Source organism: Faecalibacterium sp. i21-0019-B1, from assembly GCF_042852915.1.
GTDB lineage: Bacteria > Bacillota > Clostridia > Oscillospirales > Ruminococcaceae > Faecalibacterium > Faecalibacterium taiwanense.
Genome location: NZ_AP031425.1, coordinates 2,653,353 through 2,669,953, shown reverse-complemented (window position 1 = coordinate 2,669,953; position 16,601 = coordinate 2,653,353). Strand labels below are relative to the sequence as shown.

Here is a 16,601-nt window from a genome sequence, read left to right as displayed (position 1 = left end):
CTCTCAGGCGCTGACGCGCCAGCTCTCCCGAAGGGCGAGCTTTATGAGTGGGTAAGATATCGTCTGCCTTCAAAGAAAAACTGGATGAAAAGATGCAAAAAGCTCCCCCTTTGAGGAAAGACTTCCCCCGCTCCGGGGGAAGATGTCGCGCAGTGACAAAAGGGGGAATCTGGCAACGCCGCAAGGCGTTGCCTGAGAGGGTTTAACAATAAAAGGAGCATTATGGATAACTCTTCCCCAAAGATCTACACCGAATTTCTTCCCATCAGCCGGGCCGATATGGAGGCCCGCGGGTGGGAGCAGCTGGACTTTGTGGTGGTGGGCGGCGACGCCTATGTGGACCACCCCAGCTTTGGCACTGCCATCATCAGCCGCCTGCTGGAAGCCGAGGGCTATAAGATCGGCGTGCTGGCCCAGCCACGCTACACCGACTGCGAGGACTTCAAGCGATTCGGCAAGCCGAAGTACGGCTTCTTCATCGGCGGCGGCAACGTGGACAGCATGGTCAGCCACTATTCCGTGGCAAAGATCCCCCGCGCCGAGGACGAATATTCCCCCGGCGGCAAGGGCGGCGCACGCCCGGACCGCAGCGCCACCGTGTACACCCGCCTTGCCAAGCAGGCCTATCCCGACCTGCCGGTGATCCTGGGCGGTCTGGAAGCTTCTCTGCGCCGCTTTGCCCACTACGATTACTGGCTGGACACCGTGCTGCCCAGCATCGCCGAGGATTCCGGCGCGGACATCATCAGCTTTGGCATGGGCGAGCACCAGACCGTGGAGATCGCCCGCCGCCTTGCCGCCGGGGAACCGGTGGAGAACATCACGGACGTGGACGGCACCTGTTACATGACCGACTTCGACCATCTGCCCGAGCGCTACGTGGAGTGCGCAGGCTTTAAAAAGGTGGCGTCGGATAAGACGGCGTATGCCAAGGCCTGCCGCATCCAGATGGACAATCAGGATGTGGTCAGCGGCCAGATCATCGTGCAGAAGCAGAGCGAGAAGTATCTGGTGCAGAACATCCCCGCAAAGCCGCTGGTGCGCGGGGAGCTGGATAAGGTCTACGCCCTGCCCTACACCCGCCGTTACCACCCCATCTACGAGAGCATGGGCGGAGTGCCCGCCATCCGGGAGGTGCAGTTCTCCATCATCCAGAACCGCGGCTGCTTCGGCGGCTGCAACTTCTGCGCCATCCAGCTGCATCAGGGGCGGCGTGTCACCAGCCGCAGCGCGGACAGCATCGTGGCAGAAGCCGAGCGCATGACCCACGAGCCGGATTTCAAGGGCTACATCCACGATGTGGGCGGCCCCACCGCAAACTTCCGCTTTCCCTCCTGCCGGGAGCAGATGCTGCGGGGCATGTGCACCGGCGGCAAGCACTGTCTTGCCCCCACCACCTGCTCCCACATGATCGTGGACCACAGCGACTACCTGAAGATTCTGCGCCGGGTGCGGGAGCTGCCGGGCGTGAAAAAGGTGTTCATCCGCAGCGGTATCCGGTTCGACTACCTGATGGCCGACCCGGACGACACCTTCTTCAAGGAACTGGTAGAGTACCATGTGTCCGGCCAGCTGAAGGTGGCTCCGGAGCACTGTGCCCCCAACACGCTGGCCTACATGGGCAAGCCGCCCATCGAGACCTTCAACAAGTTCAAGGATAAATTCTATGAGCTGAGCAAAAAGGCCGGCAAAAAGCAGTATCTGGTGCCCTATCTGATGTCCAGTCACCCGGGCAGCACCCTCAAGGATGCGGTCTATCTGGCAGAATATCTTTATAAAAACCACATGCGCCCGGAACAGGTGCAGGATTTTTACCCCACCCCCGGCACTGTGAGCACCTGCATGTTCTACACCGGCCTTGACCCCTACACCCTGAAGCCGGTGTTTGTGGAAAAGACCCCCGAGGGCAAGGCGCTGCAGCGGGCGCTGCTGCAATACTACGAGCCTCGCAACGCCGAGAAGGTAGTCAAGGCGCTGAAGATGACCCACCGGGAGGACCTGATCCCCCTGCTGGTGCCCGCCGTAGGCCGCCGCGCCGTGCAGCGCTCTGCCCGCCGGGCCGAAGCCGCCGATGTGACAATCCACAATGACGGCACCTATACGGTGCGCCCGAACCAGAAGGGCCATAACGGCAAGCCTGCCCACGGCCAGAGCCGTGCCGCTGCACCGACAGGCCGTGCGCCCAGCCCCGGCGCACGCTTTGCGCCCCATTCGGCACCCGCGCGCAAGCCAAAAAACGATCAACAGAAAGAGAACACAACGTGGAAAACTGGAAAGAAGAAAAAGTAAACGCGCCTAAGAAAGGCCTGTGGCAGCGCCTTGCTGCGTTGGCCGCTGCCGCCGCACTGGTGCTGAGCCTTGCGGGCTGCAGCGGGCTGCCGTCCGTCCCGGGCGGAAGCGCCGATGTAGTGCCGAACCCGTCCGCTTCTGCTGCGGCGGCTGTGGATACAGTGGACGCACCCTTGGAGGTGCATTTCATTGATGTGGGTCAGGCGCTGAGTGTGCTGGTGGAATGCGACGGACAGTTCATGCTCTACGACGGCGGCAATGTGGACGACGGCAGTCTCATTGTCTCTTACCTGCAGAGTCAGGGGGTGGAACAGCTGGAATATGTGTTCTGCTCCCACGCGCACGAGGATCATGTGGGCGGTCTGGCTGCCGCACTGGCCTACTTCCCGGCGTACCATGTGTACAGCCCGGTGGCCGATGCCTCCACCAAGTGCTTTCAGGATTTTGTCAAGTACACCCAACAGCAGGGCCTGCAGGTAGAGGTGCCCGCCGTGGGCACGATGTGGCCGCTGGGCGGCGCTACCGTGACCATGCTTGGCCCGGTGGCACAGTACAGCGACACCAACGATACCTCCATTGTGCTGCGCATCGACTACGGCTCCACCAGTTTCCTGCTGACCGGCGACATGGAAAAGACTGCGGAGACCGACCTTGTGAACAGCGGCGCGAACCTCAGGGCCGATGTGCTGCAGGTGGGCCACCACGGTTCCAGCACCTCCACCAGCTACCTCTTCCTGAACGCGGTGCTGCCGGAAATGGGCATCATCTCCTGCGGCGTGAACAACAAGTACGGCCACCCGCACGAGGAAACGCTGAGCATCCTGCGGGATGCCGGGGTGGATGTGTACCGCACCGACCTGCAGGGCACCATCACCATTGGCAGTGACGGCCAGAACTACACCGTGGGCACCGAGCACTTTGCGGCAGATTCCGCGCTGAACCCCACCGACCCGGCGGCATCCAGCACGGCCCAGCAGGCGTACATCGGCAATGTGAACAGCAAAAAGTTCCATCTGCCTACCTGCCCGAACCTGCCGGCAGAGAAGAACCAGATCCTCTTCTCCAGCTATCAGGAAGCCGTGGAAGCAGGCTATACGCCCTGTTCCAGCTGCATCAAATAAAGAACGAACTCTCCCAGTCTGCTTCACAGACAGCCCCCTCTGGGATGGGGCCTTTGGCAAAACCGAAAAGCTTACCTTTTCGACAGAGGCTCCCTCCTTGAGGGAGCTGGCACGGCGTGAGCTGTGACTGAGGGAGTTTTCTTTTATCCGCCGCTCTGCGGGATTGATAAAATCCCACAGGTGCGGTATACTTAAGACCACTTTATTTCAAAAAAGCAAGGAGGTGCGGCGGATGATCGGTGCACCGCAGCCGCTGGTGCTGGCAAAACCGGCGGCGATCGATACAGCACAGGCAGCGCGGTATTTCGGGGCCAGAGGGGAACCGGACGACCGCACCATGACCCTGTTGGAAACATGCGCCATGCCGCTGCTGGCGGCGGCAACGCCCCGGGCGGTCTGGCTGGAAGCGGACACGGCTGCCCTTGCCGAAGCAGGCATCCTGCGGGGTGGGGATGTGATGAAGCATCTGGAAAACTGCCCGCAGGCGGTGCTGCTGGCCGTGACCCTTGGCCCCGGCGTGGATGCACAGATCCGCCGTGCCGGTGTGGGAGATATCGCGGCGGGCGTTGCGTCCGACGCACTGGGCAGCGCGCTGGCCGAGCAGGCCGCAGACGCAGCCGAAGCAGAGCTGCGCCAGTGGGCCGCAAAAGAGGGAAAGTATTTGACCGGGCGGTTTTCGCCCGGCTACGGTGACTGGGATATTGCAGTACAGCCGCTGGTGGCAAACGCGCTGGATACGGTGCGCCGGGCGGGCCTGTGTGTGACCGATACCAACCTGATGACCCCGCGCAAGAGCGTGACGGCCATTCTGGGGGTCAGCGGCCACCCGGTAAAGGGAAAACTGGCCGGGTGCGGCCACTGCGTGCTGCGCACCCGGTGTGAGTATAGAAAGAGGGGAAAGACCTGTGCAAGCGAGTGAACTTTTCAAGCAGAGCAATACCGTCCTGCTGGACGGCGGCATGGGCACCATGCTGCAGGCTTCGGGCCTGAAGCTGGGTGCAAAGCCGGAGGAGCTGAACATCACCAATCCGGAGCTGATCGAGAGCATCCATGCCAAGTATGCCGCTGCGGGCAGCCGCATCGTCAACGCCAACACCTTTGGCGCATCGGCCCACAAGCTGGCGGGCAGCGCCTACAGTCTGGAAGAAATCATTGCGGCGGGCATCGCCAACTGCAAGCGCGCCTGTGCGCCCTACGGTGCCCTGACCGCGCTGGATGTCGGCCCGCTGGGAGAACTGCTGGAACCCAGCGGAACGCTGGCCTTTGAGGATGCGGTGAGCGAGTATGCGCGCATCGTCCGGGCAGGCGCTGCCGCCGGGGCCGACCTCATTTTCTTTGAGACCTTTACCGATCTGTACGAGCTGAAAGCCGCTCTGCTGGCAGCAAAGGAAAACAGCGGCCTGCCTATCTTAGCCAGCATGAGCTTTGAAGCCGGCGGGCGCACCTTTACCGGCTGCACGGTGGAAAGCTTCGGCGTGACCGCCCGTGGCCTGGGTGCCAACGCGGTGGGCATCAACTGCTCACTGGGCCCCAAGGAGATCTTTCCCATGGCAAAGCGTCTGGCAGAGGCTGTGCCCGGCGACTTTCCGGTGTTCGTCAAGCCCAATGCGGGCCTGCCCCGGGCCGACGGCAGCGGCTACGATATCACTCCGCAGCTCTTCGCCATGGAAATGAAGCCCTACCGGGACCTGCACCTGTTTGCGGCGGGCGGTTGCTGCGGCACTACGCCGGAGTTCATCAAGCTGCTGAACAGCGTTTTTGCAGGCTGCGTACCCGGCCGTTCGGCCCACAAAATGCCCTCGGTGCTCTGCACGCCGGTGGATTTCGTCAACGTGGACGGCATCACGGTGGTGGGTGAGCGCATCAACCCCACCGGCAAAAAGCGCTTCCAGCAGGCACTGCGGGAAGAGGATATGAACTACGTTCTGGAGCAGGCGGTCAGTCAGGTGGAAGCCGGTGCTCAGGTGCTGGACGTGAACGTGGGTGCACCCGGCGTGGACGAGCCTGCCCTGATGCCCAAGGTGGTCAAGGCCCTGCAGAGCGTCACCAGCCTGCCGCTGCAGCTGGATTCCTCCAATGTGGAGGCGCTGGAAAACGGTCTGCGCGTGTACAACGGCAAGCCCATCGTCAACTCTACCAACGGCGAGCAGGAAAAGCTGGACGCGATCCTGCCCCTGTGCAAAAAGTACGGTGCGGCCATCGTGGGTCTTGCCATCGATGAGCGGGGCATTCTGCCCGCCGCCGAGGACCGGGTGGCCATTGCCCGCCGCATCACGGAGGCGGCCCTTGCCGTCGGCATCCCGCGGGAGGACATCTACATCGACTGCCTGACCCTGACCGCCAGCGCCCAGCAGAAGGACGTTCTGGCCACCGTGCAGGCACTGGAAGCCTGCAAAAAAGAGCTGGGGGTGCGCACCATTCTGGGCGTGTCCAACATCAGCTTTGGCCTGCCCTGCCGCCCCTATCTGAACACCACCTTCCTCACCATGGCGATGTATGCGGGCCTTGACCTCGCCATTATGAACCCTTCCAGCGAGGAGATGATGGCGGCAGTGTACGCTTACAATGTGCTGACCAACCGCGATCCGCAGAGCACGAAGTACATTGAGCGGTATGCCGACCATGTGCCCGCCTCGGTGGCCCTCAAGCAGGCCGCGCAGACGGTGCCTGCGGCTTCGGCATCCGCATCCGGTGAGAGCGCAGAGCTTACCGGTCCTTATGCTCTGCTGATGAAGGCGGTGGAAAAGGGCCTGAAGGGCGATGCCGCCGCCCAGACCAAGGCACTGCTGGCCGAAAAGCAGCCGCTGGAAGTGGTGGACGAAGCACTGATCCCGGCGCTGGACATCGTGGGCGCAAAGTACGAGAAGGGCACGCTGTTCCTGCCGCAGCTGCTGCAGGCCGCAAGTGCGGCCCAGAGCGCTTTTGAGGAGATCAAGAACGTCATTGCCCAGAAGGGCGAGGGCAGCGCCAGCAAGGGCCGCATCGTGCTGGCCACCGTCAAGGGCGACGTGCACGACATCGGCAAGAACATCGTCAAGGTCATTCTGGAAAACTACGGCTTTGAGGTGATCGACCTGGGCCGTGATGTGCCGGTGGAGACGGTGGTGAACACCGTGCGGGAAAAGAATGTGCATCTGGTGGGCCTTTCCGCCCTGATGACCACTACCCTCAAGAGCATGGAGGAAACCATTGCCGCCCTGCACGAAGCAGGCTTGGACTGCAAGATCATGGTGGGCGGTGCGGTGCTCACGCCGGAATATGCCGAGAAGATCGGCGCGGACTGGTACGCCAAGGATGCCAAGCGCAGCGCGGACATCGCCAAGGAATTTTTCGGGGCGCAGTAAAAGCATGAATGCAGGCCAGTAGGAAGCTTTCTCCGCGAACAGCCCGGGACTCCAGTCCCGCCCCAACGCTTATGCGCGGGGCCTCCTTTGAAAACACCTGAAAATCTATTTGCAAATTGTTCAAAAACTCCACAAAGAAATGCCACGATTGTTTGGTAGTATAAGGGTGCAGTCAGGGAGATGCAAAGACATCTTCCCAAAGCCGACAAGGGCTTTCACCTGCGGGGGCTGGTGCATCTGACACAGCCCAGCAGGTACTTATTAAAACACTGTCCCCCGCCTATGCCAGGCAATCGCCAACGACGGCGGACAGACTACCAAATCCCTCCTGATCCGCCGCAAAGTTCGGGAGTTCTCATACCGCAGCCAGCACCGCTTTATCCTCCTTTCCACGGTGCTGGCTGCTTTTGTTTTTACCTGAATGCAAGAGAACGATTGGGAATAGCCGCCGCGTGCGCTTTGGCTGTTTTAGCGGAAATTCTATTATAATTCGTTGAGCCTCGGAAAAATCTGCGGATTTTTCCGAGGCTCTTTTTCACGAATAGAATCGAAGCGATATACTTCATCTGAATGTAAAAAGCAAAGCGAGAACGAGTGCGAAACGAAATTGGTTTATACAGTTCGTTCTACTTCACTGGGTTTCGCCCATTTGTTGCTGATCTTATCTGCCAGCAGGGAGCCGCAGGCCCCCAATGCAAGGCCCAGTGCCACGCCGCCCAGAATGTCGGTGGGGAAATGCACATACAGGTACATCCGCGTGAAGCCGATGAACCCGGCCAGCACAAGAGCCGGGACGCCGAGCCTGCGGTTCTGCAGCCAGAGCGCAAAGGCAGCGGCAAAGGCGGAGGCCGTGTGTCCGGAAGGAAAGGACCAGCCATGCGGCCGGGCCACCAGCGTGAGCATCTCCGGCCGGAGGTCGCAGGGGCGCGGGCGTGCGAACAGCGGCTTTAAGGCGCAGTGGCCCGCCAGCATATAAAGGCCCAGCGCCAGCGCCATGGCCAGCCCGGCCCGGCGGGTGCGCCGGAACGCCAGCAGCACCACTGTAAATGCGATCCAGATCTCGCCGTGGGCACCGGCCTGATCGAAAAACACCGCCAGTGCATCCAGCACCGGACAGCGCAGAGCCTGCAAGGCATCCAGAAGGGTAAATTCAAAGGACATGGATAAAGCCTCCCTGCTTGTTGTTCTTGCCCTTATGGTAACATGGAACCGGGCAGAGAATAAGAACAAGGCTTGTACAAAGGATAAACAAATCTTAAACCGGCAGAGAAGATGTCGGAAACAGGACAAAACTGGAATATAGCGGCGCAATACTACAAATTGTAAATGAAAAAGAAGCCCTGCGGTGCTGGACGCGGGGCTTTTTGCATCCGTTACTGCATCTGGTCAAGGGTGGGGTAGCTGTCGATGGCACCGTGCTGCTGCACGCTGATGCCGCAGAACTGGTTGGAAAAGGCAAGGTACTCGCAAAGACGGGCCCGGCTCAGTTTTTCCAGCTTGTTCCGCGTCACGCCGTCACGTTCCAGCTGCCACAAAAACGAGCCGATGAAGCCGTCGCCTGCGCCGGTGGTGTCCACAGCCCGGACTTTCCGGCAGGGGGCAAAGCCGTGGGCGGTGCGGGTATAGGCGTGGGCACCGCTGCTGCCGCAGGTGTAGACCACCAGCTGCACATCACCCACAAGCAGCTGCGGCAGGGCGGCTTCGATGTCCGCAGTGCCGGTGAGAAATTCCAGCTCTTCATCCGAAATTTTGAGGATGTTGGAAAGCGGCAGGAACTGCAGCACGGTCCCGCGCAGCATGTCGCGGTCCGGCCAGAGGGGGAAGCGCAGGTTCGAGTCAAAGCTGACGATAGCACCAGCTTCGCGTGCGGCGGAGATGGCCGCAAGGTGGGCGTAGCGCATGGGGCTGTCCACCAGCGAGACACTGCAGAAATGCAGGGCAAAGGCATCGGCGAACCATGCAGGGTCGATCTGCTCCGGAGAATAGAGCAGGTCGGCCGAGGGCTTGCGGTAGAAGCTGAAGGTACGGCTGCCGTCCTCTTCCAGACTGACGAAGGCAAGGGCCGTGTTGGCCTTGTCGGTAAAGGCCAGATGGGAGAGGTCGATGCCGCAGTCTGCCAGCTCCCGGGCGATCTTGTGGCCGAAGGGGTCGTCGCCCAGCTGGCTCAGAAAAGCACTTTTGCCGCCCAGCCGGGCAAAGGCGGCGCACACGTTGGCCGGTGCGCCGCCAGTGCGCGGGCTGAACGAGGGAACCTCGTCAAAAGAACAGCCCACCCTGGACGGGATCATATCGATGAGTGCTTCGCCAATGGAAAACAGTGTGCTGCCGGACATAGAGAACCTCCCAAATTAAGATGCTGGTAATAAAAGACTTCCCCCGGCGAGGGGGATGATTTTGTGACCGCTCCCAGTGTAAGGGCCAGAGCCCGGGCTGTCAATGCTTTTTTGCGCGGTACAGGGCGCTTTTGTGTTGACTTGCATTTTGGGGTGTGCTAAAATATGCCGGTATGCGTAAAAAATGCCATGAAAGGGAACTTGGATGAACCTGACAAAACAGTTCTTTAAATATGTATCACAGAATATCTTCGGCCTGCTGGGCACCTCGTGCTACATTCTGGCCGATACCTATTTCATCTCGCAGGCGGCGGGCACCGACGGCGTTACCCTGCTCAACCTCTGCCTGCCGGTCTACAACTTCATCTTTGCCGTCGGCTCCATGGTCGGCCTTGGCGCGGCCACCCGCTATGCCATCCTCAAGGCGCAGGGAGACGAGCGCTGCCAGCGCTATTTTTCCAATGCCATCTTCTGCGCCTGTGTGCTCAGCGTGCCGTTCCTGCTGGTGGGCATTTTTGCGCCCGGCGGCCTTCTGCGGCTGATGGGCGGTGACGCGGGGATCGTGGCGCTGGGCATCCCGTATGCCCGCATCTTCCTTATGTTCACGCCCTTCTTCATGTGCAACTATATCGTGTCGGCCTTTGTGCGCAACGACGGCGACCCCTCCCTTGCCATGGTGGCTACCCTGAGCAGCAGCCTGTTCAATGTGGTATTCGACTACATCTTTATGTTTCCCATGGGTCTGGGGCTGGCCGGTGCGGCGCTGGCTACCGCCGTGTCTCCCATCATCAGCATTTCCATCTGCAGCCGGCACTTCTTTAAAAAGGAGAACAGCGTGCAGTTCGTGCGCCAGCGCCCCTCGGCAAGGCTGCTGGGCCAGAGCTGCCAGCTTGGCATCTCCGGCTTTGTGGGTGAGATGAGCTCCGGCGTTACCACCACCGTATTCAACCTCCTGCTGCTGGGTCTGGCGGGCAATGTGGCGGTGGCGGCCTATGGCGTGGTGGCAAACTTTGCGCTGGTGGCAACGGCCATCTTCAATGGTGTAGCACAGGGCGCACAGCCGCTGGTGAGCGAGTGCTACGGAAAAAGCGACAAGGCCGGTGCCAGAAAGCTGCTTATCCTGGGCAGCTGCACTGCACTGGTGCTGGCAGCGGTGCTGTACGGCATCATCTTTGGTGCTACCGATGCACTGGTGGGCGTGTTCAACAGCGAAAGCTCCGCCCGGATGGCCCAGTTTGCCCACATGGGCATGAGGCTGTATTTTGTGGGCTACTTCTTTGCCGGGTTCAACATCGTGGCGGCGGGCTATCTGAGTGCGACCAACCGCCCGGTGGAAGCCTCCGTCACCTCCATCTGCCGCGGCATGGTGGCCATCGTGGCCTGCTCGCTGGTGCTGAGCCGCCTGTTCGGCATGAACGGCGTATGGGCGGCGTTCCCGGTGTCGGAACTGCTCACCGCAGTGCTGACCCTGTTTTTGCTGCTGCGCGGTAAAAAGCAGACCGCATAGCCCTTAAATATAAAGCTCCTGTTCGCGCAGAGATTCCTCGGGCGAAAGCCCACTCTGCGCGGCGTGACCGGCCATTGCCCGCCACTGTGCGGGGGATTGGCCGGTTTCTTTTTTGAACACCCGGCACAGGTAGTTGGCACCGGAAAAGCCGCACAGGCTGGCTACCACGTCCAGTGTGTACTCCCGGTGGAGCAGCAGCCGCTGGGCTGCTTCAACGCGCACCGTGGTGAGGTATTTGCCCGGCGGCACGCCAATGGCTGCGGTAAAGGTGCGCACCAGATGGCTCTTGGACACGCCCAGCCGTTCGCTCAGCTCCTCCACGCCGTAAAGGCCCGCGTAGTTTGCGCGGATGTCCTCAATGGCGGCCTGCACCAGCGGCGGCAGGGCGGACGCGGCACTGTCGGCATCGGCCAGCTCACACAGCAGTGCGTAGGCCAACTGGCTGCGGGCACGGCTGTGGGCGGCCTTTTCCTCAGCAAGGCGGTCCATCAGTTCGGCAGCGGCCGGGCAGGAACCGCCCTTGGCTAGGAAGGGCAGTTCGTGCAGCCCGGCCAGAAACTGGGAAGCCGCCTGCCCGGTAAGCTGGACGCAGAGCAGATGGCAGATGCTTTCCGGCACAAGGGCCAGCGGGGCACGGCTCAGGATCAGGTGCCCGGCAGGCACGGACTGCGGCGGCAAAATGAGCGCTGCACCCAGCGGCAGCGGCCCGGCAGCAGGTACGGATGCAGAGCACTGGCCGCTGGACACAAGGCACACCCACAGTCCTTCGCCGGAGAGGGTGAGGGGGGCAGACAGCTGCAGATCCTGCACGGAAGCGGGAAAAGCGATGGTGTTCCAGTCAAAAAGCAATATCTGACACCTCTGATCAATAAAATGCTATTTTATATCACAAAATTATCTGCTATTATAGTACCAACGAATGAACACGCCGTCAAGAGCGTGAGAACCTTAAAAATTATGGAGGCAAACGACTATGGCTTCGATCAGCTGCCAGCACATCTATAAGATCTATCCGGGTGCTACCGCTCCCGCTGTTACCGACTTTAACCTGGAGATCCAGGATAAGGAATTCATCATCTTCGTCGGCCCCTCTGGCTGCGGCAAGTCCACCACCCTGCGCATGATCGCCGGTCTGGAGGAGATCTCCAAGGGCGAAATGTACATCGGTGGCCGTCTGATCAACGACGTTCCCCCGAAAGATCGTGATATCGCAATGGTGTTCCAGAGCTACGCTCTGTACCCCCATATGACCGTTTACAAGAACATCGCTTTCGGTCTGGAACTGCGCAAGACCCCGAAGGACGAGATCGACAAGCGCGTGCACGAGGCTGCTAAGATCCTGGAGATCGAGCACCTGCTGGACCGCAAGCCCAAGGCTCTGTCCGGTGGTCAGCGTCAGCGTGTTGCTCTGGGCCGTGCAATGGTTCGTAACCCGGCAGTCTTCCTGCTGGACGAGCCTCTGTCCAACCTGGATGCTAAGCTGCGTACCAGCATGCGCACCGAGATCATCAAGCTGCACAAGAAGCTGGCTACCACCTTCATCTACGTTACCCACGACCAGACCGAGGCTATGACCATGGGCGACCGTATCGTTGTTATGAAGGACGGCATCATCCAGCAGGTCGATACCCCGCAGAACCTGTACGATATGCCTTGCAACATGTTCGTTGCTGGCTTCATCGGCAGCCCCCAGATGAATTTCCTGGACGGCACCCTAATCAAGAAGGGCGAGCTGTACGGTGTTGATCTGGGCGGCGACGTGATCCCCCTGCCCAAGGAGAAGACCGCAGACGGCAAGCTGGATGCTTACGTCGGCAAGAAGATCAAGATGGGCGTCCGTCCCGAGGATATCGACGACGAGCCTGAGTTTATGGCAAAGCACGCAGACTGCCAGCTGGATGCTCAGGTGGATGTCTCCGAAATGATGGGTGCTGAGATCTACCTGTATCTGGAGTACAAGGGCAACAAGATGACCGCTCGTGTGGCTCCCACCTCCAAGGCACGCAACGGAGACACTGTCCGCGTTGCATTCGATCCCCACAAGGTCCACCTGTTCGACATCGAGACCGAGCTGACCATCCTGAACTAAAATTTTGCGACGATCATTTTTGATCCTCCTATCATAAGAAAAACCGCCGAAGGAAAGCCTTCGGCGGTTTTTCGTTTGTGTGTTCAGCTTTACGCTTCAATGGACCCGTGCTCTTTTCATTTGCTGGCAGTGCCGGGCGCGGGCTGGTGCACCAGCTCGATAAAAGCTTTCATCTGAGGGGTCAGCCATTTGTCACGGTGGTAAAACAGCTGACGGTGCATCTCCACGGTGCAGTCCGGCACATTCAGCCGGGCAAGACGACCTGCGGCCAGCGCCGGACGCACGATGTACTCCGGCAGGAAGGAAAGACCCATGCCCTGCTCCACCATCTGGCACAGCAGCGCAGCGCTGCCCAGCTCCAGATAAGGGTGGATGGCAAGGCCGCGGGCGGCAAGGCACTGATCCAAAGCGTCGCGGTAGCTCATGCCGCGCTCAGTGAGCAGAAATTCCTGCCGGGGCAGCTCTTCCAGTGTAACGGCTTCCTGCCCGGCAAGCGGGTGAGCGGATGGTGCAATAAAACACACCGGCTCCGGCACATCCGCCGCAAGCACCAGATTGGGCTGCAGCAGGGGCTGGTCCAGCGTATAGGCCAGATCAATCTGATTTGTGCCCAGCATCTGCAGCATTCCGTCGGCAGTGGCGGTGCACAGCACCAGCTCCACCTGCGGGCACAGGGCGTGGTAGCGTTTGAGCAGGCCGGGCAGGAAGGTGGAGCACACCGAATCCGCCAGAGCGATGCGCAGACTGCCGCTGATCTGCCGGGCGGGCTGCAGGGCAGCCTGCGCCTGCTGGGCCGTGGCCAGCAGGGTGCGTGCATAGCCTAAAAAGGTCTGGCCCGCATCGGTGAGCCGCACGGTCTTGCCCACGCGGTCGAACAGCGGTGCGCCCAGCTCTGCTTCCAGCTGTGCGATCTGGGAGGACACCGCCGACTGGGAATAGCCCAGCTGCCGCGCAGTGTGGGAAAAGCTGTGCAGCTCGGCGATGTGCAAAAAGGTATTGATGTTCCGCAGTTCCATAAACGCTTCCTCTCAGCGGCGGGCGATGCCGGTCACGGTGAGCACCTCGCCATCCACGGTAAAATGCACCTCTACCGGGCCGAACTCCATGCCGTACACCCGCTGCGGGTCGTGCTGATAGGAGGGGCGCGGGTCACCTGCCAGTACGCCGGTCAGGGCGGCGCGGTCGGCCTGCGGCACCTGTGCCAGCAGTTCGGGCGGGAACTGTACCTGCAGACGGTGGAACTGGGTCTGGCCGGTAAAGCCCTCGGCGGCATCCGGGTGGCAGTCGGCATAGGGAATGTAAGGCTTGATGTCGTAGATGGGGGTGCCATCCATCAGGTCGGCACCGCGCACGATGAGCACCGGGCCAACGTCCGGCCGGTGCTCGATGCCTTCCAGACGCACGCTGGAAAGGCCCAGAGGATTGGGGCGGAACGGCGACCGGGTGGCGAACACGCCCATGCGGGTGTTGCCGCCCAAGCGCGGCGGGCGTACAGTGGGGGACCAGCTGTCCCGCACCGCGCCGGAGAACTGCCACACCAGCCAGATGTGACTGAAATCTTCCAGACCGCGCACGGCATCGGCATTGCGGTATTCGGGCGCAAAGATCACCTCGCCGCGCAGCTCGTCCACAAGGCCGCTCTGGCGCGGGATGCCGAACTTGGTGGGAAAGGCAGTATGGATATGGGCAATGACCTTCAGGGTCATCTCTTCAGGTGCAGTGGGCATGGCGAACTCCTTTTAATAGATCTTTTTCAGGGGGCATTCCGGCGGGATGCTGTACCGTGCCCGGAATGCGTCCAGTTCCTGAGGCGTGCGAATGAGCTGAACGTCCTCAAAATGGCCATCCGGGGAGATGAAACCGGCCACCTGCTCCCCGGTGCAGATGCTGCACCGCAGTGCAGGCTGCTGGGTGGCGGGGTCGTAAGAACGGGCAGGCTTTTTGCGGGAGAAAAACATGAGAAGCCTCCTCCTTTTATGAAACGTGCCTGAAAGACTGCAGGCGGCTCACAGCCCCCGGCACAGGCCGACAGCGCGGCCCTCAATGTGCAGCTCTTCCAGCTGCAGGCCGGTAAAGATCATGGGTGGGCAGACGGCGGCATTGTCCGCAAGCAGCATCACAGCATCACCCTGCCGGTGGAAGTGCTTGAGGGTGGCCTCGCCGCCAATGCGCACTGCGGCGATCTCGCCCTGCTCCACCTCCGGCTGGCAGCGAATGCATACGATGTCGCCGTCGCAGATGGTGGGGGACATGCTGTCACCGTGGCAGGTCAGGGCAAAGTCGGCGCGCCACGCGGCGGGAACGCCGATATAGCGTTCAATGTTCTGCTCTGCCGTGATAGGAGTGCCGCAGGCAATGGAACCGATCAGCGGGACCTGCGTCATGGCAGGCAGCGGCTCAAAGCCCGGCGGCGGACAGGGTGCGTCCAGCCCCAGCAGATAGGCAGGGGTGGTCTCCAACGCGGCTGCCAGCTCTTCCACCTTGGACTGCGGCAGGTCGTTGATGCCTTTTTCCAGCTTGGTAATGGAGGATTTGGACCGATAGCCCATGCGCTGGGCAAGCTCTTCCTGCGAAAGGCCCAGTTCTTTGCGGCGCAGATGCAGACGGGTAGAAAGCTCAGACATGCGAAACCTCTCTGAAAAACGTATGGTTGTTCTGTAAAAAGAATGCTGTTACCAGAAGTATACCAAAAAATTGCATTAAAATCAACTTTTTTCTGCGAATTTGCAAAAATGGGTTGACACTGAATCAATGCAGGAATATACTACAACTAAAGATTGTGAAACGACATTGCCGATACGAAAAAAGGAGAGAGGAATATGGCAAATACTGAAATGATCCGGGATTATATCCGCGCCAGTGGGTACAAGATGCAGTATGTGGCACGAGCCTTGAAGATCAGCCCCAATGCACTGAACCTGAAACTGCAGGGGCGCACACAGTTCAAGCTGAGCGAAGCAGAACGGCTGAGCGCGGTGCTTGGTCTGAGCATGTACGAGCGGGATCTCTGCTTTTTTGAAGAGCAGAACCGCCGCGAAGTGCTGGCACGCCGCGCGGATGAAAAGAGGAGGGCAGAACATGACAAGCGAGCAGAGAAATCAGACGCGGCTGGCACTGTACCGATATGGGATGCGGCAGCGTGCACGAAGCCCGGTGGAGCGCAGCTGGTGCGCCGCCATTGAGGAGGGCCTTGCCTATTACCGGCAAAACGACCCGCTGCGTGCGGATCTGTTCGAGCTGCGCTATGTACAGCACCGCACGGAGGACGATGTGATCGATCAGCTGCACATCGGCCGCACTACTTACCAGAAAGCCCATCAGGACCTGCTGAGCACCATTGCCGTGTACGCGGCAGAGCGTGGGGTGTTTTACCGCGAGACGGAAAGCTGAAAGCAGAATGCCCCCGGACGCTGCCAGCAGGCAATGTCCGGGGGCATTTTTGAACTCAGGCTTTTTTGTTCGGGTCCTGTTTTTCGCAGTGGCTGTGGCAGGATGCACAGTTGCCGCCGCAGCCCTCGCCCTTCCAGCCGCCCTGCTTGGAGATCCACACAACGGCCAGTGCAAACAGAACGATCAGAACGATCAGCGTAATGATTCCACGAAGTGTCAGCATTTTTTGTACCTCTTTTCCCGGTGGGAAAGTTTCTGTGTTCAGTATACACGATTTGGCATCAAAGGGCAACCGGAAAGCGGATACAAAAAGTGTGATTTTTTTAAAATTAGGGCTTGCATTTTGGCAAAGGCCGTGCTATAATAATCACGTTCCAGTTCGGAACGCACAAAACAAAATATGGAGGATTAGCTCAGCTGGTTAGAGCACCTGCATCACACGCAGGGGGTCTGGGGTTCGAGTCCCTAATTCTCCACCAAACGTAAGGCCGTTTACCTGAAAAGGTAAGCGGCTTTTTCTTGTATCTA

Annotated in this window: 16 protein-coding genes and 1 tRNA gene; 9 read left to right on the top strand and 8 right to left on the bottom strand. The window is 60.1% G+C overall.

Going from position 1 to position 16,601, the window contains the following annotated elements:
- The first annotated feature begins 222 nt into the window (after positions 1-222).
- The 4 genes from ACGHP1_RS13280 to ACGHP1_RS13265 all read left to right on the top strand — a co-directional run bounded on the left by ACGHP1_RS13280 (position 223) and on the right by ACGHP1_RS13265 (position 6,754).
- Positions 223-2,289 carry a YgiQ family radical SAM protein gene (locus ACGHP1_RS13280; protein ID WP_390509637.1) on the top strand — a complete coding sequence of 689 codons (2,067 nt, stop codon included), beginning with the start codon at positions 223-225 and terminating at the stop codon, positions 2,287-2,289.
- Positions 2,262-3,410, top strand: coding sequence for a ComEC/Rec2 family competence protein (locus ACGHP1_RS13275; protein WP_097773802.1), 1,149 nt, complete (start codon positions 2,262-2,264; stop codon positions 3,408-3,410). The genes ACGHP1_RS13280 and ACGHP1_RS13275 overlap by 28 nt, the downstream gene beginning before the upstream one ends.
- A gap of 232 nt (positions 3,411-3,642) precedes the next feature.
- Positions 3,643-4,329, top strand: coding sequence for a methionine synthase (locus tag ACGHP1_RS13270; protein WP_097773801.1), 687 nt, complete (start codon positions 3,643-3,645; stop codon positions 4,327-4,329).
- Positions 4,316-6,754 carry a homocysteine S-methyltransferase family protein gene (locus tag ACGHP1_RS13265; RefSeq protein WP_390509634.1) on the top strand — a complete coding sequence of 813 codons (2,439 nt, stop codon included), beginning with the start codon at positions 4,316-4,318 and terminating at the stop codon, positions 6,752-6,754. The genes ACGHP1_RS13270 and ACGHP1_RS13265 overlap by 14 nt, the downstream gene beginning before the upstream one ends.
- Before the next feature lie 612 nt (positions 6,755-7,366).
- Here the strand turns inward: ACGHP1_RS13265 and ACGHP1_RS13260 are convergent.
- A complete protein-coding gene (locus tag ACGHP1_RS13260; protein WP_390509633.1) occupies positions 7,367-7,915 on the bottom strand; it encodes a phosphatase PAP2 family protein in 549 nt (182 codons plus the stop codon).
- Positions 7,916-8,127: 212 nt separating this feature from the next.
- Positions 8,128-9,087 (bottom strand): carbohydrate kinase, encoded by a 960-nt coding sequence (locus ACGHP1_RS13255; RefSeq protein ID WP_390509631.1) that lies wholly within the window; start codon positions 9,085-9,087, stop codon positions 8,128-8,130.
- A gap of 205 nt (positions 9,088-9,292) precedes the next feature.
- On the opposite strand from ACGHP1_RS13255, the gene ACGHP1_RS13250 reads away from it, so the two are divergent.
- Positions 9,293-10,594 (top strand): MATE family efflux transporter, encoded by a 1,302-nt coding sequence (locus ACGHP1_RS13250; RefSeq protein WP_390509630.1) that lies wholly within the window; start codon positions 9,293-9,295, stop codon positions 10,592-10,594.
- A 3-nt stretch (positions 10,595-10,597) separates the two neighbouring features.
- Here the strand turns inward: ACGHP1_RS13250 and ACGHP1_RS13245 are convergent, their stop codons facing one another.
- Positions 10,598-11,443, bottom strand: a complete 846-nt coding sequence (locus ACGHP1_RS13245; protein WP_005942868.1) for a helix-turn-helix domain-containing protein — start codon at positions 11,441-11,443, stop codon at positions 10,598-10,600.
- A gap of 124 nt (positions 11,444-11,567) precedes the next feature.
- On the opposite strand from ACGHP1_RS13245, the gene ACGHP1_RS13240 reads away from it, so the two are divergent.
- Positions 11,568-12,683, top strand: coding sequence for an ABC transporter ATP-binding protein (locus ACGHP1_RS13240; RefSeq protein ID WP_097773796.1), 1,116 nt, complete (start codon positions 11,568-11,570; stop codon positions 12,681-12,683).
- 116 nt (positions 12,684-12,799) lie between these two features.
- Here the strand turns inward: ACGHP1_RS13240 and ACGHP1_RS13235 are convergent, their stop codons facing one another.
- Genes ACGHP1_RS13235 through ACGHP1_RS13220 form a run of 4 tightly spaced genes read right to left on the bottom strand, consistent with a single transcriptional unit; the run spans position 12,800 to position 15,307 of the window.
- Complete coding sequence (locus tag ACGHP1_RS13235) at positions 12,800-13,699, bottom strand: LysR family transcriptional regulator (RefSeq protein WP_390509628.1); 900 nt, start codon at positions 13,697-13,699, stop codon at positions 12,800-12,802.
- A gap of 12 nt (positions 13,700-13,711) precedes the next feature.
- Positions 13,712-14,410, bottom strand: coding sequence for a tRNA (N6-threonylcarbamoyladenosine(37)-N6)-methyltransferase TrmO (gene tsaA / locus ACGHP1_RS13230; RefSeq protein WP_390509626.1), 699 nt, complete (start codon positions 14,408-14,410; stop codon positions 13,712-13,714).
- Between the two features lie 12 nt (positions 14,411-14,422).
- Entirely contained in the window at positions 14,423-14,641 is a 219-nt protein-coding gene (locus ACGHP1_RS13225; RefSeq protein ID WP_005942855.1) for a hypothetical protein, read from the bottom strand.
- A 48-nt stretch (positions 14,642-14,689) separates the two neighbouring features.
- Positions 14,690-15,307, bottom strand: a complete 618-nt coding sequence (locus tag ACGHP1_RS13220) for a LexA family transcriptional regulator (protein WP_120120483.1) — start codon at positions 15,305-15,307, stop codon at positions 14,690-14,692.
- Between the two features lie 195 nt (positions 15,308-15,502).
- Here ACGHP1_RS13220 and ACGHP1_RS13215 point away from each other — a divergent pair, with 195 nt between their 5' ends.
- Both ACGHP1_RS13215 and ACGHP1_RS13210 read left to right on the top strand, forming a co-directional pair.
- The gene (locus tag ACGHP1_RS13215) at positions 15,503-15,865 is read left to right on the top strand and encodes a helix-turn-helix transcriptional regulator (RefSeq protein ID WP_243139256.1); all 363 of its coding nucleotides are present in this window, start codon (positions 15,503-15,505) and stop codon (positions 15,863-15,865) included.
- Positions 15,837-16,073, top strand: coding sequence for a hypothetical protein (locus ACGHP1_RS13210; RefSeq protein WP_097773792.1), 237 nt, complete (start codon positions 15,837-15,839; stop codon positions 16,071-16,073). Before ACGHP1_RS13215 ends, ACGHP1_RS13210 begins: the two co-directional genes overlap by 29 nt.
- 55 nt (positions 16,074-16,128) lie before the next feature.
- On the opposite strand, the gene ACGHP1_RS13205 is transcribed toward ACGHP1_RS13210, so the two are convergent.
- On the bottom strand, positions 16,129-16,296 hold the full coding sequence (locus ACGHP1_RS13205) for a FeoB-associated Cys-rich membrane protein (protein ID WP_044953787.1): 168 nt from the start codon (positions 16,294-16,296) through the stop codon (positions 16,129-16,131).
- A gap of 179 nt (positions 16,297-16,475) precedes the next feature.
- On the opposite strand from ACGHP1_RS13205, the gene ACGHP1_RS13200 reads away from it, so the two are divergent.
- Positions 16,476-16,552 (top strand) — tRNA-Val (locus ACGHP1_RS13200).
- The last annotated feature ends 49 nt before the right edge of the window (positions 16,553-16,601 follow it).

Coding starts and splice junctions, on each gene's coding strand:
- ACGHP1_RS13255 (WP_390509631.1), bottom strand. CDS start 9,087: ATGTCCGGCAGCACACTGTTTTCCATTGGCGAAGCACTCATCGATATG.
- ACGHP1_RS13240 (WP_097773796.1), top strand. CDS start 11,568: ATGGCTTCGATCAGCTGCCAGCACATCTATAAGATCTATCCGGGTGCT.
- ACGHP1_RS13260 (WP_390509633.1), bottom strand. CDS start 7,915: ATGTCCTTTGAATTTACCCTTCTGGATGCCTTGCAGGCTCTGCGCTGT.
- ACGHP1_RS13250 (WP_390509630.1), top strand. CDS start 9,293: ATGAACCTGACAAAACAGTTCTTTAAATATGTATCACAGAATATCTTC.
- ACGHP1_RS13205 (WP_044953787.1), bottom strand. CDS start 16,296: ATGCTGACACTTCGTGGAATCATTACGCTGATCGTTCTGATCGTTCTG.
- tsaA (WP_390509626.1), bottom strand. CDS start 14,410: ATGCCCACTGCACCTGAAGAGATGACCCTGAAGGTCATTGCCCATATC.
- ACGHP1_RS13270 (WP_097773801.1), top strand. CDS start 3,643: ATGATCGGTGCACCGCAGCCGCTGGTGCTGGCAAAACCGGCGGCGATC.
- ACGHP1_RS13220 (WP_120120483.1), bottom strand. CDS start 15,307: ATGTCTGAGCTTTCTACCCGTCTGCATCTGCGCCGCAAAGAACTGGGC.
- ACGHP1_RS13215 (WP_243139256.1), top strand. CDS start 15,503: ATGGCAAATACTGAAATGATCCGGGATTATATCCGCGCCAGTGGGTAC.
- ACGHP1_RS13235 (WP_390509628.1), bottom strand. CDS start 13,699: ATGGAACTGCGGAACATCAATACCTTTTTGCACATCGCCGAGCTGCAC.
- ACGHP1_RS13280 (WP_390509637.1), top strand. CDS start 223: ATGGATAACTCTTCCCCAAAGATCTACACCGAATTTCTTCCCATCAGC.
- ACGHP1_RS13225 (WP_005942855.1), bottom strand. CDS start 14,641: ATGTTTTTCTCCCGCAAAAAGCCTGCCCGTTCTTACGACCCCGCCACC.